Genomic DNA, 24,317 nt, shown 5'->3' on the forward strand with positions numbered 1-24,317 from the left:
ATCCACAATTCATGTGCGTTAGTCCCTGCTCCGAAAGCCACAGAATTTTGAATCTGGACGGCAGTGGCTATTTTTGCCGACACGCGGGCCTGTTCCCGCTCAATCACGACCAACTTGACGCTAACCGACCACACATTCTGGCTCAATTACTGGGAATCGAAAGAAGGGCTTATTTTCCAAATCCCGGACAAATACCCGTTTCTGCCCTTAATCCGGCAACTGGTGACGACGCATCCCATCCAATCCGTGCTGGAACTGGGCGGTTTTCCCGGCTATTATTCGGTCTGGATGAAAAAACACCTGAACACCGACGCCACGCTGCTCGATTACGTCGTTCATCCCAAAATTCTGCACGAACTGGAAAAAGCGAACGGCTTGCCGGAAGGCTCGGTTGGCGTCATCGAAACCGATTTGTTCCAGTATACGCCCCAACGCGGGTTTGATATGGTGACGTCGAACGGCCTCATCGAGCATTTTGACGACACGGCGGTCATTCTCGAAAAACACGTCGAGTCGCTGAATCCCGGTGGGTTACTGCTCGTTACCTTACCCAATTTCCGGGGACTCAACGGCTGGTTTCAAAAAACGTTCGACCCGGAAAACTACGCCAAACACAACATCCGGTCGATGGATATGGATTTGCTACGGACCACCAGCGAACGGCTGGGTCTGAAAAACATCAGCGTGTATTACGACGGGCGGTTTATGCTCTGGTTCGAGCGCGAATCCGAAAAACCGCTCCTGGGCCGACTGCTCAGAAAGCTCCTGTGGCTTCCGTTAAAGGTGTTTTTTAAACTGGTGCCGGTTGAAACCAAAGCGTTTTCGCCCTACATCGTTCTGACGGCTACCAAATGAAGGTTCTCCACCTGAGCACATTCCATCAGTTTGGCGGTGCGGCCATTGCCGCCAACCGGATCAATCAGGCGCTGAATCGGGCCGGTTTTTCGTCCGACATGCTGGTGGCCGAAACCAGCGTGGAAGAACCGTTCGTGACGTCACTAGCAAAAACGGCCTGGCAAAAACGCTGGAATACCGCCCGGTTTGCGCTCGACCGGCTTACTTTTCTGCCCTTCGAACGCAGCCGAAACGTCCGGTTTGCGTTCTCGCCGGGGCTGGTCGGGACCGACATTAGCCAGCACCCGCTGGTTCAACAGGCTGATATTCTGCATCTTCACTGGACCACTTTCGGCTTTTTATCGACCCGGTCGTTGAGCAAGCTGTTTGCGCTGCCAAAACCGGTCGTCTGGACGATGCACGACATGTGGGCCTTTACGGGCGGCTGCCACCACAGCGGTACCTGCGAGCATTACCAAAACCAATGCGGCAACTGCCCTTTCCTGCGCACCTCGGCCCCCGACGATCTGTCTCACAGCGGCTGGCTTCGGAAACAAAGGGCCTATCAAAATGCCCGGCTGACGCCGGTGGGGTGCAGCCAGTGGCTGGCAAATCGGGCGCAGCAAAGCCGTCTGTTCGGCGAATTAGCGGTTCAATCGATCCCGAATCCAATCGATACCAAGGTATTCATTCCGCTACCAAAAGCCGTTGCCCGTTGGGAATTGAAGCTCCCCGAAACCAAACGGTTTATTCTTTTTGCGGCCACCAAAGTTTCGGCGGTGGGCAAAGGATTTTCCTATTTCCAGAAAGCGCTGGCTCTGTTGCGGCAACAACTGGCGAAACCGCATGACGTGGAATTGCTGATTTTTGGCGCTGGTGATGAAAGTTTATTGCGGGAATTGCCGTTTAAGTACCATTTTTTAGGGTCCCTGAAAGATTCGCGGCAGATCGTTGCCGCCTACAGTGCCGCCGATCTGTTTGTGATTCCGTCGCTGGAAGAAAACCTGCCCAATACGATCATGGAGTCGATGGCCTGCGGAACACCGGTGGTCGGTTTTGAGGTGGGCGGTATTCCGGAAATGGTTCAGCATCAGCAGACGGGATATCTGGTCAGCTACCGCTCGGTGGAGGATCTGGCCAACGGCATTCAGTGGATTCTGGATCAATCCGAAACCGCTTTTCAGCAATTGTCGGCAAACGCCCGCAACCATGTGGTCACACATTACGACGAAACGGTGGTGGCCCGGCAGTATCTCGCATTATACGCAGAGATTCAAAATAAAGCGTACTAGTTACACAGGGTTAATCAGAGGTAATCTGAGCTTACCAGAGTTTTCTCTGATTAACCCTGTGTAACAACTCGCTAGAAAATAGCCAGATCGGTTTTTTTCCGGCACAAAACCGCAAATGCGCTGGGTTTGATTTTCCGCAAAGCCGGAACGGATTTTAGCACCTGGGTTTTCAGCCAGATGGCCCAAAACGTCAGCGTAGTCGGTGCCGAGTGCCGAATGGCGGCCGTATCGTAGAAAACGCTGTGTTCGGCAATGATTTCAAACCCTTCGGATTTGAGCAGAAACTTGAACAGCGAGGGCGTGAAAATATTGATATGGCCGTACGACAGGAAATGGTCGGTTTTTTTGTCGACAAAAAAGCTGAAATCGATCGGCACTTCAAAAAACTGATACTCCGAAACCCGGGCGATTTCGCGCAGCAAAAGCCGCGGGTGTTCGACGTGCTCGAGCACGTGCGAGCAGGTTGCCAGGGGGAATTCTTTCGGACCATACGGTATTTTATAGCCGTCGAACAGTTGGACGTTTTGCAGCGACGTCAGCCCGCGCTCCCGGATCCGGCTGGCGCCACTTTCCGAGATTTCGAGGGAATACATGGCGGGCGAAAACCGGTTCTGATCGAGTTGCTGCAACACCGCGCCATCGCCGGAACCCACGTCCAGCATCTTCGAAAAGTGGTAGGACTGACACAGACGACGAATGGTTTCGGCCTTCATCCGGGCGCCCATATTCCGCCAGCTGCGGTCAGAATCAGCGTATTGTGACCGGTACGCATCCTGAAGCGCCGATGAGGTTGTTGAATTCGTTTCCATTCAGCCGTTGGTTAGCACGTAAAATTACCGTTTTTTTGTGAATTGCCCGCGCCTTTACTATGCCCATACTTTCCATCATCACCGTCACCTACAACGCCGAACGTTTTCTGGAGCGCACCATCCAGAGCCTGATCGCCAACCAGCCCGGCAGTGCGGTGGAATACCTGATCATCGACGGCAATTCCAAAGATCGCACGCTGGACATTGTTCGAAACTATGAAAAGCACGTCAGCCGCTGGATTTCGGAGCCGGATCGAGGGTTATACGACGCCATGAACAAAGGCCAGCAGCTGGCAACGGGCGATTACGTCTGGTTCATGAATGCCGGCGACGAAATTTACGACGCTGCGGTTCTTTCCAAATTACTCGATCAGATGCAGAATAACCCCGCCGATGTCTATTACAGCGACGCGCTGTTTGTCGACGATACGGGCAAAGCGCTGGGTTTACGCAGTCAAATTACGCCCCATACGTTGCCTCACCACCTGATCTGGCGCGATATGGCGATGGGCATGAAGGTTTGTCATCAGGCATTCATTGCCCGCCGGAGCCTGGCCCCGCCCTTTCTGGTCGACAACCTCAGCGCGGATGTCGACTGGGAAATTCGCTGCCTGAAAGCCGCCAAAAAAGTAGTTTGGCTCGATTTTGTCTTGTGTAAGTACCTGGTGGGCGGTTTGTCGGTTCAGCGGCACCGGCAGTCGCTTACGGATCGGTTCAAGGTCCTGGCCGATCATTTTGGTGTGGCAACGGCCCTGTGGAATCACGTTCGCATTCTGGCGCGGGCCGTGCGGTTTCGGTTTTCGGGGTGAGATAGAAAGTCGTTGAAACGACTCGGGACGGGTAAGGTTCCCGGTTTTATTTCCCACGGTTTTAACCGTGGGCTGGTTTTAATACCAACCACGTCTTCAAACCATTGGCAATTCAACAGCCCACGGCTTTAGCCTTGGGGAACCGGATCGAAACTCCGTTCGCTATTCGAACGGTTTCAACCGTTTTACTACATTTTATAAAGCATGACAATGATTCAACGACTCTACTTTATTTTCGTTTTCTGGCTTACCACGGTTCCGCTTTTTGCCCAAACGGCCGGGGATTCCATTCCCACCGAGCGCCGGTTTCCCCTGCGTTCGTTCATCGTTCCGGCCACGCTCGTTGGCGGAGGAGCGGCCTGGCTCGGCCACCCTACCCGCGAACCCTTCAACCATACCGGTACGGTCAGTTCGGCGGATGAGTATCTGCGGTTCGGCCCGTATGGATTGCGGGTTGCCCTGCAACTGGCGGGCGTGAAACCGGCGGTTAATCTGGGCGACGAAATTGCCGTTACGGTTTTGTCGAATGTGGTGATGGGTGGGGTCACTGAAGGACTCAAACGCACGATCCATTCAACCCGCCCCGATGGTTCCGATCGCCGGTCGTTCCCGTCCGGTCATGCCGCCGTTGCGTTTACCGGGGCGGAATTACTGCATCAGGCGTATAAGCATAAAAGTCCCTGGATCAGTATTGCGGGCTACGCGATGGCCAGTGCCACGGCGGTGCTCCGGGTGGCCAACGAACAACACCATTGGGCCGATGTTTTGGCCGGTGCAGGCATCGGAATCGCATCGGTAAAGGTAACGTACGCAGTTTATCCGGTTATTAAACGCAAGTTGTTAGGTCATCGACGGCAATCGAAAAATCAACTATAATTACTTAGTATCCAGCGAATTGGTCAGTAATTTCAACGCACTAACAGCCTGTAAATCATTCCTTTTCTGCTTTACGCCTGTATTAAATTCGTTTTTCATTCAGCACATTTGTCGGTTTGTCCAAAAATGAAAATAAATTTGCGGTTCGCGAGCAAAAGGCCGACGATTATTTTTTTGCACACAGAAAATTTAAAATAGACTTTTATCATGAAGCGCTTAGCTGTTTTTACTTCCGGCGGTGACGCACCTGGCATGAATGCCTGTATTCGGGCGGTTGTCAGGGGGGCAGTTTACCACGGCGTCGAAGTATTCGGCATCCGTCGGGGGTACAACGGAATGATTAACGGCGATATTTTTCAAATGACGTCCCACTCGGTCAGCAACATTGTTCAACGCGGAGGGACTATCCTGAAATCAGCTCGCAGCAAAGAGTTCATGACCCCCGAAGGCCGTCAGAAAGCGCACGATCAACTGATCAAACATGGCATTGAAGGATTGGTTGCCATTGGCGGAAACGGGACTTTTACCGGCGCATTGAAGTTTTTTGAAGAATATCAGATTCCTACCGTTGGCGCACCGGGTACCATCGACAACGACCTCTACGGCACGGACTACACCATCGGTTTCGACACGGCCGTGAATACCGCCCTCGAAGCCATCGACAAAATTCGGGATACGGCCGATTCACACGACCGGATTTTTTTTATCGAAGTAATGGGCCGCGACTCGGGTTACATTGCCATTCAGTCCGGAATTGCGGGCGGGGCCGAAATGGTGATGGTTCCTGAAGTTCTGACCCCCATTTCGGAAGTGGTCGAAACCCTGAAACAGGGGTGGAGCCGTTCAAAATCCTCGTCGATCATCATTGTAGCCGAAGGCGATGAAGAAGGAAATGCGGCCGAAGTAGCCGAAAAAATCCGGACGCAGGTGGGCGTCGACGTCGACATGCGCGTAACGACCCTGGGCCATATTCAGCGTGGGGGCATCCCAACCGCTTACGACCGCATTCTGGCCAGTCGCCTGGGTTTGGGTGCGCTGGAAGGCCTGTTAAACGGCGAAAAGAATGTCATGGCTGGCGTCGTGAACAACGAACTTCGGTATACCCCGTTTATCGATACCATCAAACTGCCCAAACCGATCAACGAGGATTTGCTGCGGATGGTACGGATTCTCAGCGTTTAGAGGTAGCCCATGATTCGGTAGGCCGCATACCCGACAAACTCATGAATAAGCCAGTAGAAGTCGAACAAGGCTTTTTCGGAAGGAAGCAACAGGTGGTTGGGGGCAAACTCGCGCGGGCCGCTGGCAAAAGCCGCCGGGTAGGGCGTTACCGGAATGTGCTGTTTTTGGAAACAGCCAATGGCCCGGCGCATGTGCCAGGCCGACGTAATGAGTACATATTCATAGCCCTTGAATCGTTGTTGAAGCACCGGGGCCGAGAAAAGCGCATTTTCATGCGTGTTTCGCGACCGGTTTTCGAGCAACACATCCTGCGCCGGAATGCCCGCCAGGATCAGGAATTGCCGCGTCATTTGCCCTTCATCGGCCACCTCGTGCTGCAAAATACCGCCAATGCCCCCGCTAATCAGGATTTTCTGAATCTGCCCGGATTTGTACAGCAGCAGGGCCTGACCCATGCGGTCGGCCTGATCGCCTAAATAGATCCGATGGCGCGGCTGGCCATTCACCTTTACCATCCCACCCGTCAGGACAACGCCCACCCGCGGACTGGTGCGAGCAGGAAGAACAGCGGGCGGTATTTCCCACCAAAGTGACAATTCATTGGTAAGAAACCCATTTCCCGAAATCAACAGCCAGACAACGGCAAAAACCAGTGCTTTCCGTCGTCGGGCCTGATTTTTGGTCAGTACCGCTACCAGTAAAGCGATGGTCAGCAGGCCCATGGGCATGAGCAAAAAGGATAGTACTTTGGAAAGAAAGTAGAACATCGTATATGCGAAGGCCAACGCCCCAATCGTTATAAGTAGTATCTTTGTATGTATGCCAAATTCTGGTCAATTAACTGCTCTATTCATGAATCGACGATTCTGTTTTACGGCACTGCTGCTGTTCCTGTCTGCTCCGCTCCTGCTGGCGCAATCGTCCGGAGGTCACCTGGTTACGGCCCGCATCAAAGGGTTGGCCAACAAAACCGCCTATCTGGCTCATTTCTACGGCCAGACGCAGTTTACACCCCAGGATACGGCCACGGCTGACGCCGAAGGTCGCCTGGTGTTCGACGGACCGAAGGAACTTCCCGGCGGGTTATACATGATCGTGGTGGACGCCAAACCCGTTCTCCAACTGGTGATTGGCGAACAGCGGTTTTCGATCGAAGCCGATACGGTAAACGTCATTGAATCCATGAAAGTGACCGGTTCTCGCGAAAATGAGCTTTTTTACGGCTACCAGAACTATCTGAGCAAAAAGTACGGAGAAATCGGTGCTTTGCAAAAAAAAGGCGGATCAGCCAGCGACCTGGCCGCTGCCCAAAAAGAAGTGGAAGCGTATCGCAAGGATTTTATTGCTAAAAATACTAATACGCTGACTGTCAAGCTCTTTAAAGCCGCCGAAGAACCCGAAATTCCGGAAGCGCCGAAGCTTGCCAACGGCCGGCCGGATTCCAATTTTGTGTTTAATTATTACCGGAATCACTTTCTGGACGGTTTTGATTTTTCGGACGAGCGGTTATTGCGAACGCCTTTTTTACAAAGCAAAATTGATCGCTACCTCAAGGAGCTGACCGTTCAAACGGTCGATTCACTCATCCCGGCGGCTGATTATCTGGTGAACAAAGCGAAGGCAAATGAAGCCATTCTTCGGTATACGATCTGGTATATCACGAACCAATATGAAGAGCAGAAAAAAGTATTGAATACCGACGGTTTGTTCATTCATATGGCCGAGAAATACTGGCTGACGGGTGTGATGCCCGTCAGCGATACGTCGACGCTCACCAGCATGCGGGAGCGTGTAAAGATTCTGAAGCCGCTGCTGGCCGGAAAAACCCTGCCTAACGTAAGTTTGAAAGATACGCTGGGGCGTTATCAGCCCCTGCACAACCTAAAGGCCGAGTATACCATTGCCTTTTTCTACGATCCCGAATGCGGACACTGCCGGGAGTCGGCACCGGCCCTGAAGAAATTCTATGATCGAAATAAAGCCAAAGGCGTGCAGATTTACGCGGTAGCCATCGGAAAAACCGAAGCCCTCTGGAAGAAGTTTATCCGGGAATTTAAATTGCAGAACCTGGTAAATGTATACGGCCCCAGTGCGCCCGTCGACTACAAAACGAAGTACGACGTGTATTCCACTCCGACGGTTTATGTACTCGATAAAGACAAGAAAATTCTGGCCCGTCGATTGCCGGTTGAAGATCTGGAAGGGTATTTTAATTTCCTGCAACAGCAGAAAATGACCAAAAAACCGGCTCCGATGAAGGATGTAAAAGCGAGTGTCAAAGGGAAATAAAGAGCGTAATTCCGTGCTAACCGCGCTTACTCCTGACGGACATACACTTTTACACTGTCCAGAATGGAATGAACCCGATAGTCGGCCATAAACCGGGCATCGATCGCCTGAAGGCGGGTCTTATTTTTTTCGTTGCGAATATCCTCTAGAATAAACCGGGGGCGATTACGATGCAGATCGTCGATATACCGGCGGATAAAATACGGCTGCAAGGTGGACGGATAAATTTGCCGGGAGGCAAACACATCACGCGTTCCCGGCAGCAAACCCGTGTGGCAATAAACGTGCGCCAGATTGCCATGCCCCCAGATACTGATCCGATCAGTGGGCTTCGCCATTGATTTGATGACCGAAACCAAGGGATCAGGGCGCTCTCTGGGCCGGTAAGCATACTCGATTCCTTTGTTTCTTTCCAGAATGGGGAGGAGAAAAAACAGCAGGAATGGGACAAAAAGCGCGTATTTGTAACGTGAAGTGGTTACAAGCTGCTGGTTTTCTCCGCATACAACACCCAAACCCCAAAACAAGGGAGCAAAAAAGAAAAACAGGTAGTGCTGAAAGCCATGCCCCGGTTTGATAACTGAAAACCAGGCCACTCCCACTAATAGAAATGCATAAATTACGCGCCTTTTTGATGCCATCGGTGCTTGGGACACCAGAAGACGGGTACCTAACCCCAGAATGCAGAAAAAAGTAAATAAAAAGAAGGGCAGAATATCGGACGCCATTCGTGGCATATCCGCATTACCAAATACCATTTTTACCGGTAATGTCCAGTTCAGATTACTCGATGAACTGCTATAATTCAAATTATAAAGAATATAGGACGCATAAAAGTCAGGAAACAAATCAGTAAAATACAGGTATAACCCAACGCCAATGGACGGTACTAAACCCAATACGCCTAATAAAACCGCTCGTTTAACCGTTAGCTCCCTGGCTCTTTCAATAAATAAGAAAACGACAATAAGGCCGGCAATAGGAACACCCTGCAGCTTGGCATAGGGCATTAGTCCGGCTGCAAAACAGAGAAAACCAGCGTATACAAATTTACGGCCCGCCAGGATGGCCGACAAGCACAGCAGTTCAATTAAAATGATCAGGTGGGGTAATACTTCTGAACTGTAGGCAATGAACTCAAAAAAAGTAATTCCGGCCATGCACAGCGTATAACCAAATACAACGATTGAGGCTATTTCCTGATTATACAATAGACGGATGGATCTGTAAATCAGAAAAATACTGGGCAGAATAGAGAATAATAAGCCCAGTATTCGAACTGATGTATAGTTGAGCGGACCCATCAACCAGTAAGAAAGTGCTAATAAATAGTAGTGAATGGGCCCGATCGTTGTGCCGTCAAATGATTTAAATACGAGCGGTTTATTGAGCATCGTTCCTGCGCCCGTAATCATAAAACTTTCGTCCAGATTCTGTTCGGGAAGAACCAGATTGGGCAAACGCAAGCTAAAAACAGCCAGTAAGGCAAGAATTAGTAATCCGGTTTGCTGTTTGCGAGTTGGGTTTTTCCGGGTTGCCAGAAAGAATAAACCAGCCGCAAATCCGATTTTCAGGATGAAATAAATCTTATGGCTAAGCCGGGTAAAAGTCATCCATTCGATCAGAAAATTATGCACGGAACCCGGATAATCCATATAGGGAACTGATGGATTTACGGCTAAATAAAATAAACTCATAAATTTGATTGGGCGAAGTAAGCAGCGGCTGTTTTCTTGAATTAAACAAACTATAAACTACTCAAATCCAATTTTACCCGAAAGAGAATGCCCATAAGGAATAAAGTCAGTCTCCATTCCCATTACTTTACAAGCTTCGGCCGACACTCTGATGGCATTGTTGGTACTTCTTTCATCGGGGTAAATGTGGGCCATATTGGCAAACCACATGCCATTGATCAGCTGTTTACACGAGTTTACTTTTTTAGAAAAATTCAGATCACACACGGTTGCTGCCGTGTTGGTGCGGAAAACATGGATGTCATTGATGGAGTTGTGATCAAAATCCTTGTAGATCTTTTTCAGGTAAGGAAGCATATCCGCAATAATCTCGTTCGTGTTCTGTCCGGCTATTTTTTCAGTCTGGGAATAATAGCGTGATAGATAAACGATGTGTTTATTGTTGTATTCACTACTTGGAATAAAGTTAGTATGCTCAATAATACCGCCAAATGGAAATCCGGAATCGGCGACGTTGAGCCAGTAGGTTTTACTAAGCGGTTTTTTCAAGTCGAGAATAACGCAGACCGCACCAAAATACTGTATATTATTCAGTTGGTTAAAAATCGCGTTATCAACTCCTTTAAAAAAATCTTTGACGTAAATGGTTGGTATGGTAAACAAAAAATCACCGCCTGAATAATTCTCCCCTTTCGTCTCAACGCCCTTTAATGATGCCCCTTCCATGTTGAGTTTTGTTACGGCGCTGGAAGTAATTAATTCAACATTATAGGTTTTTAGTTTCGCGAGTAACGCCTGCAATAAAGTATCCAGGCTGCCTTGAAGATAACCCAGTTTTTCCTCACCCTGCTTCCGCGAACTCATTCGTTGTCGTAACCGGCCAATCATCCACGCTAATGGAACTTCGTTAGCGTAAGGTCCGAATTTTATATCCAGTAAGGGCTTCCATAAGGAGTTGGTTGTATTTTTACCGGCATATTTATACAGCCATTCCATGCAGGATATATCTTCATAATCCTGCCAGTTTGCAAATTTACCAAGGAAAAAACTGGTTGCCGCAAAACGGCCCTTATCCGCAAATGTCAGTGGAGAAAAATTCAGCAGGTCTCGTGGAGAATTAAAATTATAGATCTTTCCGTTCCGGAAAACCCCCATCGAAGTCTTCTTGAAGTACAATTTATTCTCAATTTCAAGCTCTTTTACCAACCAGTTTAATTCGACATCGTGCGTAAAGAAGTGGTGATAATAATGCTCTAAACGGTTATCACCAATTGAAAATGTATTCAATAAACCGCCAAAAGAATCGCTGGCTTCCAATACTCTAACTTTATACCCATTTTTAGCGGCAATATAGGCGCAGGTAAGCCCGGTTATACCACCACCGATAATCGTCAATTGTTTTGTCTTCGTTTCAGGATGCTTCATGCTGTCGGTTTACCGGCAAATAAGCGCATAAGGCCTGTCCTAAAAAAATTAAAACATTGAAAGGCTGTTTTAGGGACTTAAATCGTGTGAAATAAGGATTAAACCGCAGAACGCGTTTATTTCATCTTGGTCCGCTTCACCAGATAGCTGGTCAGAATCTGATCGAAGCCTTTAGCAATGTCGGCTTCGATAAAGTCGATCCGGTATTGGCCGCAGCGGATTTTCAATTCGTGGTAAAAATTCCTGATGGCGCTCTGGTAGCTATCCCGCACCTGGTTGGGCTGCACTTTTACTTTATCCCCCGTTTCGAGGTCGATAAACTCGTAAGGGCGCTCGTCGAACGTAAAATCCTCCTCGGTTTTTTTATCCGTTACGTGAAAAATCAATACTTCGTGGAGGTTGTGGCGCAGGTGTTGCAGAGCGGAAAAAAGATGATCGACATCCGACACGTTTTCAAACATGTCACTGAAAATAACCACCAGCGAGCGTTTGTTGATTTTTTCGGCCAGTTGATGAATCACCTCAGCCGCCGACGTTTTCCGAAGCAGTGGAGGTTGTTGCAGTAAAGCGTTGAGTTGCTGGAAGATTTTATGAACGTGCGAGGGCGTCGACTTCGTCTGGGTTTGAATATCGATTCCTTCCGCAAAGGTCGTCAGGCTAACGGCATCTTTCTGACGCTGCAGCAGATAGGCAATGCAGGCAGCGGCCATAATGCTGAACGTGATCTTGCCGTAACCCGGTTCGGGGTAATACATTGTCGACGAGGTGTCGAGCAGCAGGTGACAGCGCAGATTGGTTTCTTCTTCGAAACGCTTGACAAATAAACGCTCCGATTTGGCGAAAACTTTCCAGTCGATGTAGCGCGTACTTTCGCCGGTATTGTAGAGCCGGTGTTCGGCAAACTCGACCGAGAAGCCGTGGAACGGCGACTTGTGTAAACCGGTAATGAACCCCTCCACCATCTGACGGGCCAGGAACTCGACATTACCATATTCCCGGACTTTCAGTAAATCTACTTGCGTTGCCATAATTGTAAAAATACATATCGCGGCCAGATCATCAAAGTGAATCAGGTTGTAGTTCGTGCATCCGGGGCATTAAATTTGCCTTGTGTCTGAAATGCGTCCAGCGCAAACTATAACTTGTTCCTGTGATCCAGCCGCGATATGAAAACGTCCTCCGCGCTTAAATGGTATCGATGGGTGAAAGCAGCGGTTCGAAACGGTTGTTAATCGGAAATAACACGGCCGTGGCCGGGTCCAGTGATTTCCGATTATGACCGACAACCCGGATCGCCACATTGGCAATGCCCGTTTTGACGATTCCCAGGGTTTTGGCGGCTGCGTAGGCCAGATCGATGATGCGACCTTTGCCGCCGTGCGGCCCCCGGTCGTTAATCCGAACGACCACGGATTGATTGTTGGCTAAATTGGTCACTTCGACCATGGTGTTCATGGGCAGAGAAATGTGTGCCGCCGTCAGTTTTTCGTTCTGATAACGTTCTCCGCTACTGGTTTTTTTCCCATGAAAGCGTTTTGAATAGAAAGAAGCCTTTCCTTTCTGTATGAGACCCGAATGGGCCTCCGTTGATTTCATGCCGCCAAAAAGCAACATGATCGTGACGATTATACTCATACAGTTTGAGGTTTGGTGGAAAACAAAAAAAGGTTGAGCGCCAGACACTTACGCCCCACCTCCAGCAGAAATTTAACAATTCCCTCATTACAAAGATAGCAGCAACTGCTTAAGAAGCAATATGTTTTCTTTCTTTATTCTAGTGTTCTCTTCAATCCGTCCAGTTTGGACCGTACGCTATGAAAATTAATTTAAGGCAATGTTTTTGCTAGTTATACTAATCCGACTATTTTAGCGTTTAAATCACCTCAAACCACCAGAGATTGTGGAAGAAAAAGAGAAAGAAAAAATCTTTTCCAAGCGCGTCAGAGCTGGAAAACGTACCTACTTCTTTGACGTCAAATCCACTCGCGCCAACGACTACTATCTGACCATTACTGAAAGCCGCCGACATCCGCAGGGCGACGGTTTTATTTATGAGAAACACAAGATGTTTCTTTATAAAGAAGATTTTGATAAATTCTCTGATGCCTTGCACGATACAATTCAATATATTAAATCTGATTTGATGCCGGAATTCGACTTCTCCCAGTATACCGTAAAAGACGAACTGGAAGATGTGGGCGGCAGCGAATTAAAGTGGGAATAACCAATCTGACTCTTCTTCCACAACTTAGCCTCTGATACTCCGGAGGCTTTTTTGTTTTTCGCCCCCGAATGTTCGAACTTTGCGAGACAATTGTGAATGAGTGATTTTTTGATTGAGTGATTGAGCGATTTGTGATTGAGTGAAGAAATAGATGCCGAAAGTTTGTCGAAAAATTCTTCCACCTCACAAGTACAATTCACTCAATCACAAATCGCTCAATCACTCAATCAAAAATTATTATTCATGAGTCTTCAATGCGGTATTGTCGGGCTGCCCAATGTTGGGAAGTCCACGTTGTTTAATGCCATTTCGAGCGGGAAAGCCGAAGCTGCCAATTACCCGTTCTGCACCATAGATCCCAACGTCGGTGTCGTAACGGTTCCCGACGAGCGTCTGGACACGCTGGAAAGTCTGGTAAAACCTCAGAAAGTGGTGCCGACCATTATTGAATTTGTCGACATTGCCGGCCTGGTCAAGGGAGCCAGCCAGGGCCAGGGTTTGGGCAATAAGTTTCTGGCCAATATTCGGGAAGTCGATGCCATCGTTCACGTCATCCGGTGTTTTGAAGACGATAACATCGTTCACGTGGAGGGGCGCGTCAACCCGATTTTTGACAAGGAAATCATTGATATTGAACTTCAACTGAAAGATCTGGAGTCGGTTGACCGGAAACTCCAGCGCACCGAAAAAGCCGTTCGCGCCGGTAGCGATGCCAAAGCCAAAGCCGAACTGGAAACGCTGATCAGGTATAAAAAAGCCCTGGAGTCGGGCCTGAACGCCCGCGCCGTGGATGTAACGCCCGAAGAACAGCAGGCGGCTGTCGGCGAACTCCAGTTGCTTACCGTAAAACCGGTCATCTACGTGGCGAATGTCGATGAAAAATCGCTGCCGGGCGGCAACCAATACTCCGAGCAACTGAAAGAAATGGCCAAAGCGGAGGGCGCGGAAGTGGTCATCGTGTGTGCCGCCATCGAAGCTCAGATTGCCGAAATCGAAGACCCGGATGAGCGTCAGATGTTCCTGGAAGAATACGGGTTGCAGGAATCCGGTCTGGATCTGCTCATCAAGGCGTCGTACCGTTTGCTAAATCTGATTACTTATTTTACGGCGGGTGTCAAGGAAGTTCGCGCGTGGACGATTCAACGCGGCTGGAAAGCGCCACAGGCTGCGGGCGTGATTCACTCGGATTTCGAAAAACACTTCATCCGGGCGCAGGTCATCAAGATTCCGGATTTTGTTCAGTACAAATCACAAGCCGCCGTTCGGGAAGCGGGCAAACTGTCGGTCGAAGGCAAGGAGTACGTCGTGGCCGACGGCGATGTGATGGAGTTTCTGCATAGCGCATAACGATAGCGGGCTTCCGGCCCGCTTTTTTTATACCAACAGACCCAGAATGGCAGAGATAAGCGTCAAACCGGCCCAATCTTCCCAGCTTCGCGATATTCCGCTGTTTCTGGGCCTGATTCCGTTTATCAACGTCCTCAATTATTACCTCACCTACACGCATATTCCGTCGGGCTGGCGGTTGGTAGCTACGTTTCTGATCGACACGCTGGAAGGATATGCCGCCTGGTGGATGATCCGGGTGCTGATTCACAGGCTGGATCGGCAGTTTCCTTACGAGCGGAGTTTCGTCCAACGCATTCTCCTGCAGTGCACGGTCACTTCCGTTGCCGGTATTCTGGTGATTGCTTTAACGACGGAGCTGGTCAATTTTCTGGCGACCGACCAACCGGTTCCACGCCGTTTTTACACCCACGACATTTTCATTTTCTTCATCTGGATTCTGGCCATCAACGGGATTTACATCGGTGCGCATTTTTACGATCAGTTTCAACAAGCCGACCGGACCAAACACGAAGCGCTCCGCGTCCGGCAGGAAGGGTTTATGGTTCGTTCGGGCAAACAGAATATCGCCATTCCGTTCGACGAAATTGCCGGATTTTATGTGGATGGTGACTATACGATGGTGCTGACCGATCAGCAGAAACGCTACGTCGTCGACCAGTCACTGGACAAACTGGAAGAGGAACTGCCCGCCGAATGGTTTTTCCGGCTCAACCGCCAGTACATCCTGCACCGCCAAACCTTGTCCGCTTTCGACCGGATGGAGAACGGCAAGCTCACGGTTCGACTCAAAGCCACCCCCGGTTTCCCGGAGAACATTCAGGTAAGCCGCACCAAAGCGCCGGTTTTCAAAAAATGGTTTTCCATTGATTAAATCCAACCACACTTCACGGACGATTTTGCTACATTTCACCGAAAAACCGGCCTATACGCCGTAAAAGCCTATTTTCCTGGCCGTACTTTGCCTTCGCAAATACGAACACGCCATGAAAAAATTACTTTTATCGAATCTCATTTTACTCGCACTGGCCGGTTTATTCCCCGTTTGTGCGCAGCAAATCCCCTCGCCGGAGTCGACCAGACGCAACTGGCCATTGATCGTCAGTTTACAGTTTCACGCCATCTCGATGCCGTTCCGGGATTTGAAAAGTACCTTCTCCAACGTCGGCTTTAGCCTCGGAACGGAGGTGATGTACAACCGCCGGGCGAATCTGCTCCAGCAGGTTCAGGTCGGTTTTTACCGGAATCGGAACGCCGGAAACGGGCTGTCGGTTTTTACCCAAACCGCCTATCGCCCGCATTTCGGACCGGTTTACGCGGAAGTCAAAGCGGGCCTGGGCTACCATTTTGCCTTTCACCCGAACACGACGCTGGTGTTCAAAAACGGCGAATGGCAGTCGGCGGGTCAGCGCGGCAAAGGGATGCTGATGGTGCCGGTTGGTGTCTCCATCGGGTATCAGGGGACGAATACGAAACCGCTGTTCGAACCTTTCGTCAGTTACCAGTTTTTCATTCTCCAGGGCTACAATCCGGAGGTTCCTCTCCTGCCCAATCAACTGATTCAGATCGGCTCCCGAATTCATTTTTCCCATTAATTCACACCGTACAACCTCATGAAATCACTTTTATTCGGAGCCTTGCTGGCCGGACTGCTGGCCTGTGATCCACACGATTTAACCACGCCCACGGTTTCCTGCACCGAAACCACTCCGCTCAATACAACGTATTCCAAAGCGCAGCAAATCCAGAACCTGCTCGACGGTTTTACGGCCCAGGGGGTGCCGGGCGTTGCCGTGGCGGTTTATACGCCCAAAGAAGGCTACTGGGCCGGCGCTTCCGGTTTTGCGCGGCTGGAAGATAAAACAGCCCTGCAAATTTGCCACCTGCAATACAGCCAGAGCGTTGCCAAGAGTTACATGGCTGTCGGTATTCTGAAACTGGTGGAAGCCGGTAAAATTGAGCTGGACAAGCCGATTACGACATACCTGCCCACCAGCCTCAGCGACAATGTGACCGATGCCGGAACGATTACGGTCCGGATGCTGCTCAACCACACGTCCGGGATTCCGAGTTACTCGCTCGACACGGATTACGTATCGGTTTTGCTGCAAAATCCGCTGCGTTCGTTTACCGGTGCCGCGTATTTGTCGTACATCCGAAAAGCCCCGTTGCTCTTCAAACCCGGTAGTTATTTTCAGTATTCCGATACCAATTACCTGCTGCTGGCCCTCATCGCCAACCAGGTTCACGGCGACCACGCCCGGCTGATTCAGGAGAGTGTTTTGACACCGCTGAACCTTCGGCAGACGTTTTACCATCATTTCCAGGACAATCCCAACCTGGTAAACAGCTATTTCGACCGGTTTGGCGATGGAAAGCTGGAAAACGTCTCGCAGATGCAACAGGTTAATGTCAACTCCCTGATGGGCGACGACGGCCTGGTGGCGGCTCCGCTGGATTACATCAAATTTCTGCAGGGATTGCTGGGCGGCAAGCTGTTATCAGACAAAAGCATGAGCACTATGATGACCTGGGTGAAGAACAAGGATGGGGAGCCAAGCTACGGCATGGGTTTGTATCACGTTCAGTATGACGGGCAACTTGCCTACGGCCACGGCGGAGCCGGGCTGGGTGCCGGGTGTGCGCTTTACTATTTTCCGGAGAAACAGCTGTATGTCTTTATGGGCACCAACATAGGCACCCTGACCGACGGCCCCTACGTACGCAAAGTGGGCGAAATGAAAGACCAGTTGCTGGATTTGCTGTTGCAATAAGCTATTTCCGTTTGTTGATCCCGATTCGCCGGTAGCCCACCAACTGGTCGGCCCGCGACGCCGGAGGGCGGTGGTAGACAAAGATTTCATACTCATTTTCGGTAGCCGAATAATTTCCCTCGATCAGGGTTTCGTTGCCGGTCAGGTTCATACCGGAACGCGACACGGGCGGGGGAATTCCTTTTACGGAATAATTATAGTTGTAAACGCCCTGCTTCAGTTGAATTTCGGCCTGATACGCCCGCAGATCGGGCACGTAACTCATCCGGTTGAGATCGTTTAACTGCCAGAAATTGAATGGCCCATTGACGAACACTTCCGCAGTACCGATCTCATCCATGCGCAGCGTAAAAACCGTCGTGATGTAATCGGACTGCGTCGCGCCGATATGGGTTTCCAGGTGGTCGATGACGTATTGCCCATTAAAATCGTCCGTTTGAACATACGCGCCCACACTCCGGATGCCGTCGGTTTGCACAAACGCCGTGTTCCGGTCTTCCTTGCGGTCAATCCGTTCCACGTAATTTCCCCGCGACAATACCGTCCGGGTGTCAAAATACCGGTATTCATTGCCGCCCGGAAACGTATTTTTCAGATCGAAAAGCCGGTATTCCAGCAGGTTGTCGAAAGCCCGGACGTTGGTGGGGCGCAGGCCGGTAATGATGCGGTCGTCGCGGTAATCCTGCCGGATCACAATCTTCAGGTCGTCCTGCGGAGAGATGAGCGGATACCCCCGGTAGCTAATTTCGAAATTAATCTGCTGGTCGGTGAACCGCAGTTGCGGGTCGTTGGCAAACTCGGCCGTTGCCGAAACGCCCACGCGATTCTGATAGGCACTAAACCGACGGCTGAAATAAATCTGGTTCGGATTGCGCTCGTTATACACCAGCAGCACATAATTGCCCGGCAGTTTCATTTTTGGTATCGGAAACCGGTAGTGGTAATACGGTATTTTCGTGTTTTGCGAAATCTGGTAATCCTGAATCGGGTAGTCGTTGTATTCGTACGTAAACTCGATGTCGTTCAGGATCGAGCGTTCCCAATTGACATTACAATGGATGAATTTGGCGCGAAACGGGCGAAAGCTGGCCGTCAGATCATCAAATTCCAGCATGAGCTGAGTTCCGACCGATTGATCGATGACGGGCGGATTGAGGGTTTGGGCCGGATTGGCGGGATCATTGCCCAGCACCGGATATAGCAATACGGTTTTGATGGTTTGTTCGAAAATACGGTCTTCCGTCGGCAGGTTCTGGGCGAAAGTCGGGAAAAATACAATGCCGTTTAACAGCAGGAAAAGTCGAAAGAATCGAATCATTCAGGTAGTGATAACTTTATGATTAGGAACGAAATTTCGGGTTGGGCGGTATAAAAAACATTTCAGGGTATATTTTTGGTTAAACAAGATACAAACCTGAGAACAATGGTCAATTATAACACGAAAGAGTGGCTGCGGTTTCTGATTAATTTCCCCAGAGCCGATACGGTCCGCAAGCTGCTACCGTTTCTGGGGATTATGGCGGTTTATTCGTTTATCATTGCCTTCGTCATTCTGGAAATATTTCACATGGCCGACAATTCGGATCTGCGAAATATTTCCCTGATGCATTCGCTGTTAGGCTTCGTGATTTCGATGTTGCTGGTTTTCAGAACCAATACCGCCTACGACCGCTGGTGGGAAGGCCGCCGACAGTGGGGGGCTCTCACCAACAACAGCCGAAATCTGGCCCTGAAACTGGAGCCTCTTCTGGACGGAGCCACCACCGACGACCGGGAGTTTTTTCGGGCTATGATTCCCAATTTTGCCTTCGCCCTGAAAAACCACCTCCGGACGCATTTTGTCGAGAAAGAATTTACCGAATGTGCGGCATTTCACCTGGCGGATCTGAACCGGCACGAACATATTCCGGCTCAAATCGCAGCGGCCATTACCCGCAAAGTGTATGAACTCCAGCGTCGGGGAATACTTTTACCGGAGCATCTGCTTTTTCTTAATCTGGAATTACAAAGCCTAATGGACGTTTGTGGGGCCTGCGAACGGATTCATAAAACACCGATTCCTTATTCCTACAGCTCATTCCTGAAAAAATTCATTTCCATTTACTGCGTTACGCTCCCCCTGGGCTATGTTTTCAGTCTGCATTACCTCGTTATTCCGTTTGCCGTCTTCATTTTTTACGTTCTGGCCAGTCTCGAAGTCATTGCGGAGGAAATTGAAGATCCGTTCGGAGTCGACGCCAATGATTTACCGGCCGAAACCATCTGTACTAACATCCGGCAGTCGGTTCGGCAACTGATTCCGGTTTCCGAAGTTGCCCAGACAACGGCTTCGGGCCGTCCCTGAGTGGCAGGTTTGCGGGAGAAGCTACGAGTTTACAGGTAGCTTCATCCCACCGTAACGCCAGGTCCGACAACTCAGGCGACCGCCCGGTTTTGTCAGCTATCTAACAGGTACTGCATCGAGCTTGCCGTTGATTCACCACTTACCCCAGCTTCTTTTCCAACTCCTCCGCTTCCAGCATCACCTCTTCCCACTGGGTCTGAAAGGCATCGAGTTGCGTCCCAACCCGTTTGTAATCAGCGGTTTTAGTCTGAAAAAGTTTGCCGTCGGCCACGACTTTCGGCTCAGCCATTTCGGTTTCCAGTTGCTTTTTCTGTTTTTCCAGCCGGGCGATCTGCTGCTCGAAATCTTCGGCTTGCTGCGTGGCTTTTTTCAACGCCCGCTGCCATTCCCGGCGCTCTTCGTCATTTGCCAGGCTCTTTCCGTTGGCAGAACCATTGGAACGGTTTTGACCATTTTTCTCCGCCGGTTTGACGGTTTCGGCCAGTTTTCCGTTCGAGTTGCCGGAAGGCTGAGCCGCAGGCGCAGGCGTTTCGACCGGGTTCGACTTCCGTTCTTCCAGCCACCATTCGTATTCGTCGTAGGTGCCGGGGTATTCCTTGATCTGCTCGTCTTCGATGTACCAGATTTTGTTGGCAATCTGCGAAACGAAATACCGGTCGTGGGAAACCACCACAAACGTGCCTTCGTATTGGTCCAGGGCCTGAATCAGAATATTGACCGACTGCATGTCCAGGTGGTTGGTCGGTTCATCCAACAGCAGGAAGTTGGCCTGCGAAAGCAGCACCTTCGCCAGTGCCACCCGCGACTTTTCGCCCCCGGAAAGCACCTTGATTTTCTTGAAAACATCGTCGCCCGAGAACAGGAAGCACCCCAAAACCGTCCGCAGTTCGGATTCGGACTTGGTCGGATTGGCCGATTTCAGTTCTTCCAGCATGTTATCTTCCACGTTCAGCGACTCCAGCTGGTGCTGGGCGTAAAAGCTGAACGAAACGTTATGACCCAGCCGCCGTTCGCCCTTCGTGGTCGGTTCGGTTCCGGCAATGATCCGCAACAGCGTCGATTTACCGCGGCCATTGGCCCCGATCAGCGCCACGTGATCACCCCGCTCAAGCCGGGCGGTGGTATGGGTCAAAATCTTTTTCTCGCCGTAGTTTTTCGTTACTTCATCGAGGTGCAGAATATGCCGGCCGGGTTGCGTCGAGAAATTAAACCGGAAGTTAACGCGGGCATTTTCATCGATTACCGCGTCGACCCGGTCCATTTTCTCCAGCATTTTCACCCGGCTCTGGGCCTGCTTGGCTTTGGTAGCTTTTGCCTTAAACCGCTCGATAAACCGCTCGGTTTGCCGGATTTTGGCCTGCTGGTTTTCGTAAGCACCCTGTTGAATTTCGTTGCGCAGGGCTTTTTCTTCAATGTAGAATGAATAATTCCCCGCGTAGAAATTCAATTTCGCCCCCGACACTTCAACGATGCTATCAACCACATTATCAAGGAATTCACGGTCGTGAGAAACCACAATCACCGCGCCTTCGTAATTCAATATGTATTTTTCGACCCACACAATGGACGGTAAGTCCAAGTGGTTGGTCGGCTCATCGAGCATCAGCAGCGACGGCTTTTGCAGCAGCAATTTTGCCAGCATCACGCGCATCCGCCAGCCCCCCGAAAACAACCGGAGCGGTTTGTCCAGATCGCCGGTCGAGAAGCCCAGCCCTTCCAGAATTTCCTCGGCTTTGGATTGAATCGTATAGCCGTCGAGAGCCGCGAATTCGTCCTGCGCCCGCGCCAGTTTATCAATCAGTTCGTCACGGTAGTTGACTTCCATTTCGTGCAGGAGCCCATCGATGCGCTTTTGCAGGTGGTTCTGGCGTTCGAAAGCCTGCATGGCTACCGACAGAATCGAGTCGTCGGTCTGGTAGGAAAGCAAATCCTGGTTCAGAAAGCCAATGGTTACGTCGCCCGCTTTCGAGATTGTTCCGCCGTCGAGCTGGTATTCACCCATAATCAACCGCAGTAGGGTTGACTTTCCGGTTCCGTTGAGGCCAATGAGACCAATTTTCTGACCGGGCTTGATGTGCATTGACGCGTTTTCGTAGAGCGCCCGGCTTCCGAGATAATAAGACAGGTTTGTAAGAGAAATCATAACGGCAAATTTACGCAATTTTGCCGCGTTTGCTTGCATGGTTTGTGAAGATCCCGCTATATTTGCAACCCGTAAAAGTAGCAACAAGCTATTTTTGCCTCCTTAGCTCAGTTGGTAGAGCGACGCATTCGTAATGCGTAGGTCGCAGGTTCGAGTCCCGTAGGAGGCTCATGGTTCGTATTAAGGCTAATTCGTTGCAGAGCATACACGCTCAAAATCAACGAATTAGCCTTTTTGCTTTATACAGCCTTAGTAAAAATTCGCTCCTACCGTGGGTCCACAGGCGCCATTGCAGGTTGCCAATCTTTAACACCACGTCGGCAATTGCTAACGCCTGTTGGCGGGCGGTCTGCATCATTTGTACCCATTTAGTCGTTCCCCGCAAGCATAATCTTTCCGGCGTTTTTCGGGCGGCAAACCCAATTCAGCGCGTTCAGCGGCCTTTTATTGGTCGGGCGTTTCGGTTCCCTGTTTGGTTTCCAACACAAAACAGCCCGTTTATAGAGATCGATACCTCCTATGCTTTGTTTGCCGGGCATGGAACGCAACCGCCCGTTCGAGTACGTAGGCATCTTATACGGATTGTCAACGGGGTTTACGACCGTTAGCCCCCTCAGAACGAAACACGTGCAAAATCCAGAGGGGTAGGCCAACTTTTCAGAACCAACCTTTCTCAAAAAAGGAGGGTTTTTGCGAGGCTATTAGGCAACGTTTTTGTACAATATGCCCACCTGGTTAGGAGAAAAAATTCACCGCAGTCAGTAAAAGCAGCTTTTACGTTTCGTTTACATTCTTTTACCAACCCTTCAATACATTTCAGCATAAAGACTGGTAGGTTTGTTGAAATCCGACTGACGATGAAAGTATTTGATTTGGATGGTTTGGATTTATGCACGGAGTGTATTATTACGATGGAAAGACCATCATAGTCTTTTAAAGTAAAGAGGGGCAGAAAAATAATGTCTATTGCCTCACCCGTTACTTTCCGCTAATTACTACTCAAGATGGTTTTACTTTAATTAAAAAAAATGAAAAAGTTATTTGTGTTTATTCCGGCTATCCTCCTGGTATCATTTCTACTAAATTCTTTTGTGCTAAAAGAAGAGGAGGCAAAAAAGAAACCGAAAAAAGAGGGCAAATCAGCGGGAGTTGTCAACATCATTTTCAAATCTACGGATGGCGGACAAACCTGGCAGGACATTAGCAAAGGGCTTCCTGAAAATTTGCAGAGAGCAGGTGTACCTAGAGATGGTTTCTTTGCAAATGACCGTGGGGTCTATTTACGGGCCGGAAATGGGGTTTATCACAGTGAGCCAAATTCCACAACTCCTTTCTGGACAAAAGAGGTCTTCCCCGGTAATCAACGTAACATTGTCCCTGGCAAGAATGGGATATTTGCCTATGATTTCAAGGGTCAATTTTTACAAAAAATAAACGGAACGAGTTATTGGTCACCCGTGTATGAGAATTTTCAAGAGCAAGCCGTACGCCTAAACGGAACGGAAGATTATTATTACACGAATTATAAAGTAAAATTTGTACGCACCGTTTTTGAAACGGCCGGAGGCACCGTTTTCATCGTTTCCAGCAACAGCCTTTTTAGGTCAACGAACCATGGAAAAACCTGGAAACAAGTGCATGTTGGGGGCGGGGCAATGAAATTGGTTGAGTCAAACGGTGTACTTTTGGCTACCTGCAGAGAGGGAATAGTAAGATCGACCGATGATGGTCAAAACTGGGATCGTGTGATCAGTGAAGAGGGTGTTGGCATCGCTGTGGAACGTATTGATGGAGGATTTGCTGCTATAGTAAACAACCCAATAACCGAAACAAACAGCATACACATTTCAATGGATAGTGGAAAAACCTGGGAGGTCATAGGTGAAGACCTTCAGCCTTCCTGGAGTAGTTCATTAATGAAAAAAATAGGCTTACTTCAATCTTCATCGGATATTTTATCCATCAAACAGATGGGTAACTATCTACTATGTGGTCGCTCAGATGGTATATTCCGGTCCTCTGACAGGGGCAAAACATGGCAACAATTAATCCTTCCTCCTATAGAAAATTTTGGTTTCAATTTATCGGTTTCGGGCAACGTGATTTATGTCATACCCAATAAAGGATGTTGAAAAACTCCAAACTCAGAAATAATAGGTATGCTGTCTCGCCAAACGGGCGTTTGGCGAGACAAGTATCAATCTTATAAAAACTCCTGGTAAGTTTATTTAGGCCACATCAAATTGCTATCTCACAAATCAAAGCCTCAAAA

The 24,317-nt window shown here is 49.6% G+C and carries 21 protein-coding genes and 1 tRNA gene; 14 read left to right on the forward strand and 8 right to left on the reverse strand.

The window, feature by feature from the left end:
* The first annotated feature begins 63 nt into the window (after positions 1-63).
* Entirely contained in the window at positions 64-855 is a 792-nt protein-coding gene (locus tag EHT87_RS18260) for a class I SAM-dependent methyltransferase (RefSeq protein ID WP_221622036.1), read from the forward strand.
* Positions 852-2,126: a glycosyltransferase family 4 protein gene (locus EHT87_RS18265; RefSeq protein ID WP_124908076.1), complete on the forward strand. Its 1,275-nt coding sequence runs from the start codon at positions 852-854 to the stop codon at positions 2,124-2,126. Before EHT87_RS18260 ends, EHT87_RS18265 begins: the two co-directional genes overlap by 4 nt.
* Positions 2,127-2,197: 71 nt before the next feature.
* On the opposite strand, the gene EHT87_RS18270 is transcribed toward EHT87_RS18265, so the two are convergent.
* The gene (locus tag EHT87_RS18270; protein WP_124908077.1) at positions 2,198-2,935 is read right to left on the reverse strand and encodes a class I SAM-dependent methyltransferase; all 738 of its coding nucleotides are present in this window, start codon (positions 2,933-2,935) and stop codon (positions 2,198-2,200) included.
* A gap of 59 nt (positions 2,936-2,994) precedes the next feature.
* Here EHT87_RS18270 and EHT87_RS18275 point away from each other — a divergent pair, with 59 nt between their 5' ends.
* From EHT87_RS18275 to pfkA, 3 genes are all read left to right on the forward strand, one after another.
* Positions 2,995-3,744, forward strand: a complete 750-nt coding sequence (locus tag EHT87_RS18275) for a glycosyltransferase family 2 protein (protein WP_124908078.1) — start codon at positions 2,995-2,997, stop codon at positions 3,742-3,744.
* 210 nt (positions 3,745-3,954) lie between these two features.
* Positions 3,955-4,620, forward strand: a complete 666-nt coding sequence (locus EHT87_RS18280) for a phosphatase PAP2 family protein (RefSeq protein ID WP_185716277.1) — start codon at positions 3,955-3,957, stop codon at positions 4,618-4,620.
* A gap of 207 nt (positions 4,621-4,827) precedes the next feature.
* Complete coding sequence (gene pfkA / locus EHT87_RS18285; RefSeq protein WP_124908080.1) at positions 4,828-5,802, forward strand: 6-phosphofructokinase; 975 nt, start codon at positions 4,828-4,830, stop codon at positions 5,800-5,802.
* Here pfkA and EHT87_RS18290 read toward each other — a convergent pair.
* Positions 5,799-6,569 carry a YdcF family protein gene (locus EHT87_RS18290; RefSeq protein WP_124908081.1) on the reverse strand — a complete coding sequence of 257 codons (771 nt, stop codon included), beginning with the start codon at positions 6,567-6,569 and terminating at the stop codon, positions 5,799-5,801. The two genes, pfkA and EHT87_RS18290, sit on opposite strands and share 4 nt — an antisense overlap.
* A gap of 85 nt (positions 6,570-6,654) precedes the next feature.
* Here EHT87_RS18290 and EHT87_RS18295 point away from each other — a divergent pair, with 85 nt between their 5' ends.
* Positions 6,655-8,091 (forward strand): TlpA family protein disulfide reductase, encoded by a 1,437-nt coding sequence (locus EHT87_RS18295; protein ID WP_124908082.1) that lies wholly within the window; start codon positions 6,655-6,657, stop codon positions 8,089-8,091.
* 26 nt (positions 8,092-8,117) lie between these two features.
* Here the strand turns inward: EHT87_RS18295 and EHT87_RS18300 are convergent, their stop codons facing one another.
* From EHT87_RS18300 to EHT87_RS18315, 4 genes are all read right to left on the reverse strand, one after another.
* The gene (locus EHT87_RS18300) at positions 8,118-9,788 is read right to left on the reverse strand and encodes a glycosyltransferase family protein (RefSeq protein WP_124908083.1); all 1,671 of its coding nucleotides are present in this window, start codon (positions 9,786-9,788) and stop codon (positions 8,118-8,120) included.
* 57 nt (positions 9,789-9,845) lie between these two features.
* Entirely contained in the window at positions 9,846-11,213 is a 1,368-nt protein-coding gene (locus tag EHT87_RS18305; RefSeq protein WP_124908084.1) for an FAD-dependent oxidoreductase, read from the reverse strand.
* A gap of 116 nt (positions 11,214-11,329) precedes the next feature.
* Positions 11,330-12,241 (reverse strand): DUF58 domain-containing protein, encoded by a 912-nt coding sequence (locus tag EHT87_RS18310; RefSeq protein WP_124908085.1) that lies wholly within the window; start codon positions 12,239-12,241, stop codon positions 11,330-11,332.
* Between the two features lie 157 nt (positions 12,242-12,398).
* Positions 12,399-12,848, reverse strand: a complete 450-nt coding sequence (locus EHT87_RS18315; RefSeq protein WP_124908086.1) for a septal ring lytic transglycosylase RlpA family protein — start codon at positions 12,846-12,848, stop codon at positions 12,399-12,401.
* Between the two features lie 265 nt (positions 12,849-13,113).
* Here EHT87_RS18315 and EHT87_RS18320 point away from each other — a divergent pair, with 265 nt between their 5' ends.
* From EHT87_RS18320 to EHT87_RS18340, 5 genes are all read left to right on the forward strand, one after another.
* The gene (locus EHT87_RS18320; RefSeq protein WP_124908087.1) at positions 13,114-13,437 is read left to right on the forward strand and encodes a DUF3276 family protein; all 324 of its coding nucleotides are present in this window, start codon (positions 13,114-13,116) and stop codon (positions 13,435-13,437) included.
* Between the two features lie 243 nt (positions 13,438-13,680).
* Complete coding sequence (ychF, locus tag EHT87_RS18325; protein ID WP_124908088.1) at positions 13,681-14,784, forward strand: redox-regulated ATPase YchF; 1,104 nt, start codon at positions 13,681-13,683, stop codon at positions 14,782-14,784.
* Positions 14,785-14,830: 46 nt separating this feature from the next.
* Positions 14,831-15,658 carry a LytR/AlgR family response regulator transcription factor gene (locus EHT87_RS18330; protein ID WP_124908089.1) on the forward strand — a complete coding sequence of 276 codons (828 nt, stop codon included), beginning with the start codon at positions 14,831-14,833 and terminating at the stop codon, positions 15,656-15,658.
* Positions 15,659-15,770: 112 nt separating this feature from the next.
* On the forward strand, positions 15,771-16,379 hold the full coding sequence (locus tag EHT87_RS18335; protein WP_124908090.1) for a hypothetical protein: 609 nt from the start codon (positions 15,771-15,773) through the stop codon (positions 16,377-16,379).
* 18 nt (positions 16,380-16,397) lie between these two features.
* Positions 16,398-17,558, forward strand: a complete 1,161-nt coding sequence (locus tag EHT87_RS18340; protein WP_124908091.1) for a serine hydrolase domain-containing protein — start codon at positions 16,398-16,400, stop codon at positions 17,556-17,558.
* Position 17,559: 1 nt separating this feature from the next.
* On the opposite strand, the gene EHT87_RS18345 is transcribed toward EHT87_RS18340, so the two are convergent.
* Positions 17,560-18,876, reverse strand: coding sequence for a type IX secretion system plug protein (locus EHT87_RS18345; RefSeq protein ID WP_124908092.1), 1,317 nt, complete (start codon positions 18,874-18,876; stop codon positions 17,560-17,562).
* 105 nt (positions 18,877-18,981) lie between these two features.
* On the opposite strand from EHT87_RS18345, the gene EHT87_RS18350 reads away from it, so the two are divergent.
* Positions 18,982-19,902, forward strand: coding sequence for a bestrophin family protein (locus EHT87_RS18350; protein WP_124908093.1), 921 nt, complete (start codon positions 18,982-18,984; stop codon positions 19,900-19,902).
* A 139-nt stretch (positions 19,903-20,041) separates the two neighbouring features.
* Here the strand turns inward: EHT87_RS18350 and EHT87_RS18355 are convergent, their stop codons facing one another.
* On the reverse strand, positions 20,042-22,045 hold the full coding sequence (locus tag EHT87_RS18355; RefSeq protein ID WP_124908094.1) for an ABC-F family ATP-binding cassette domain-containing protein: 2,004 nt from the start codon (positions 22,043-22,045) through the stop codon (positions 20,042-20,044).
* A 96-nt stretch (positions 22,046-22,141) separates the two neighbouring features.
* Here EHT87_RS18355 and EHT87_RS18360 point away from each other — a divergent pair.
* A tRNA-Thr gene (locus EHT87_RS18360) sits at positions 22,142-22,214 on the forward strand.
* Positions 22,215-23,073: 859 nt separating this feature from the next.
* Positions 23,074-24,177: a WD40/YVTN/BNR-like repeat-containing protein gene (locus tag EHT87_RS18370; RefSeq protein ID WP_124908095.1), complete on the forward strand. Its 1,104-nt coding sequence runs from the start codon at positions 23,074-23,076 to the stop codon at positions 24,175-24,177.
* Positions 24,178-24,317 lie beyond the last annotated feature (140 nt).

This window comes from Larkinella knui (assembly GCF_003858645.1).
Taxonomy (GTDB): domain Bacteria; phylum Bacteroidota; class Bacteroidia; order Cytophagales; family Spirosomataceae; genus Larkinella; species Larkinella knui.

Excerpts from the sequence above, each read along its gene's own strand:
- EHT87_RS18265 (WP_124908076.1), top strand. The coding sequence starts at position 852 with ATGAAGGTTCTCCACCTGAGCACATTCCATCAGTTTGGCGGTGCGGCC.
- EHT87_RS18270 (WP_124908077.1), bottom strand. The coding sequence starts at position 2,935 with ATGGAAACGAATTCAACAACCTCATCGGCGCTTCAGGATGCGTACCGG.
- EHT87_RS18275 (WP_124908078.1), top strand. The coding sequence starts at position 2,995 with ATGCCCATACTTTCCATCATCACCGTCACCTACAACGCCGAACGTTTT.
- EHT87_RS18280 (WP_185716277.1), top strand. The coding sequence starts at position 3,955 with ATGATTCAACGACTCTACTTTATTTTCGTTTTCTGGCTTACCACGGTT.
- pfkA (WP_124908080.1), top strand. The coding sequence starts at position 4,828 with ATGAAGCGCTTAGCTGTTTTTACTTCCGGCGGTGACGCACCTGGCATG.
- EHT87_RS18290 (WP_124908081.1), bottom strand. The coding sequence starts at position 6,569 with ATGTTCTACTTTCTTTCCAAAGTACTATCCTTTTTGCTCATGCCCATG.
- EHT87_RS18295 (WP_124908082.1), top strand. The coding sequence starts at position 6,655 with ATGAATCGACGATTCTGTTTTACGGCACTGCTGCTGTTCCTGTCTGCT.
- EHT87_RS18300 (WP_124908083.1), bottom strand. The coding sequence starts at position 9,788 with ATGAGTTTATTTTATTTAGCCGTAAATCCATCAGTTCCCTATATGGAT.
- EHT87_RS18305 (WP_124908084.1), bottom strand. The coding sequence starts at position 11,213 with ATGAAGCATCCTGAAACGAAGACAAAACAATTGACGATTATCGGTGGT.
- EHT87_RS18310 (WP_124908085.1), bottom strand. The coding sequence starts at position 12,241 with ATGGCAACGCAAGTAGATTTACTGAAAGTCCGGGAATATGGTAATGTC.
- EHT87_RS18315 (WP_124908086.1), bottom strand. The coding sequence starts at position 12,848 with ATGAGTATAATCGTCACGATCATGTTGCTTTTTGGCGGCATGAAATCA.
- ychF (WP_124908088.1), top strand. The coding sequence starts at position 13,681 with ATGAGTCTTCAATGCGGTATTGTCGGGCTGCCCAATGTTGGGAAGTCC.
- EHT87_RS18330 (WP_124908089.1), top strand. The coding sequence starts at position 14,831 with ATGGCAGAGATAAGCGTCAAACCGGCCCAATCTTCCCAGCTTCGCGAT.
- EHT87_RS18335 (WP_124908090.1), top strand. The coding sequence starts at position 15,771 with ATGAAAAAATTACTTTTATCGAATCTCATTTTACTCGCACTGGCCGGT.
- EHT87_RS18340 (WP_124908091.1), top strand. The coding sequence starts at position 16,398 with ATGAAATCACTTTTATTCGGAGCCTTGCTGGCCGGACTGCTGGCCTGT.
- EHT87_RS18345 (WP_124908092.1), bottom strand. The coding sequence starts at position 18,876 with ATGATTCGATTCTTTCGACTTTTCCTGCTGTTAAACGGCATTGTATTT.
- EHT87_RS18350 (WP_124908093.1), top strand. The coding sequence starts at position 18,982 with ATGGTCAATTATAACACGAAAGAGTGGCTGCGGTTTCTGATTAATTTC.
- EHT87_RS18355 (WP_124908094.1), bottom strand. The coding sequence starts at position 22,045 with ATGATTTCTCTTACAAACCTGTCTTATTATCTCGGAAGCCGGGCGCTC.
- EHT87_RS18370 (WP_124908095.1), top strand. The coding sequence starts at position 23,074 with ATGAAAAAGTTATTTGTGTTTATTCCGGCTATCCTCCTGGTATCATTT.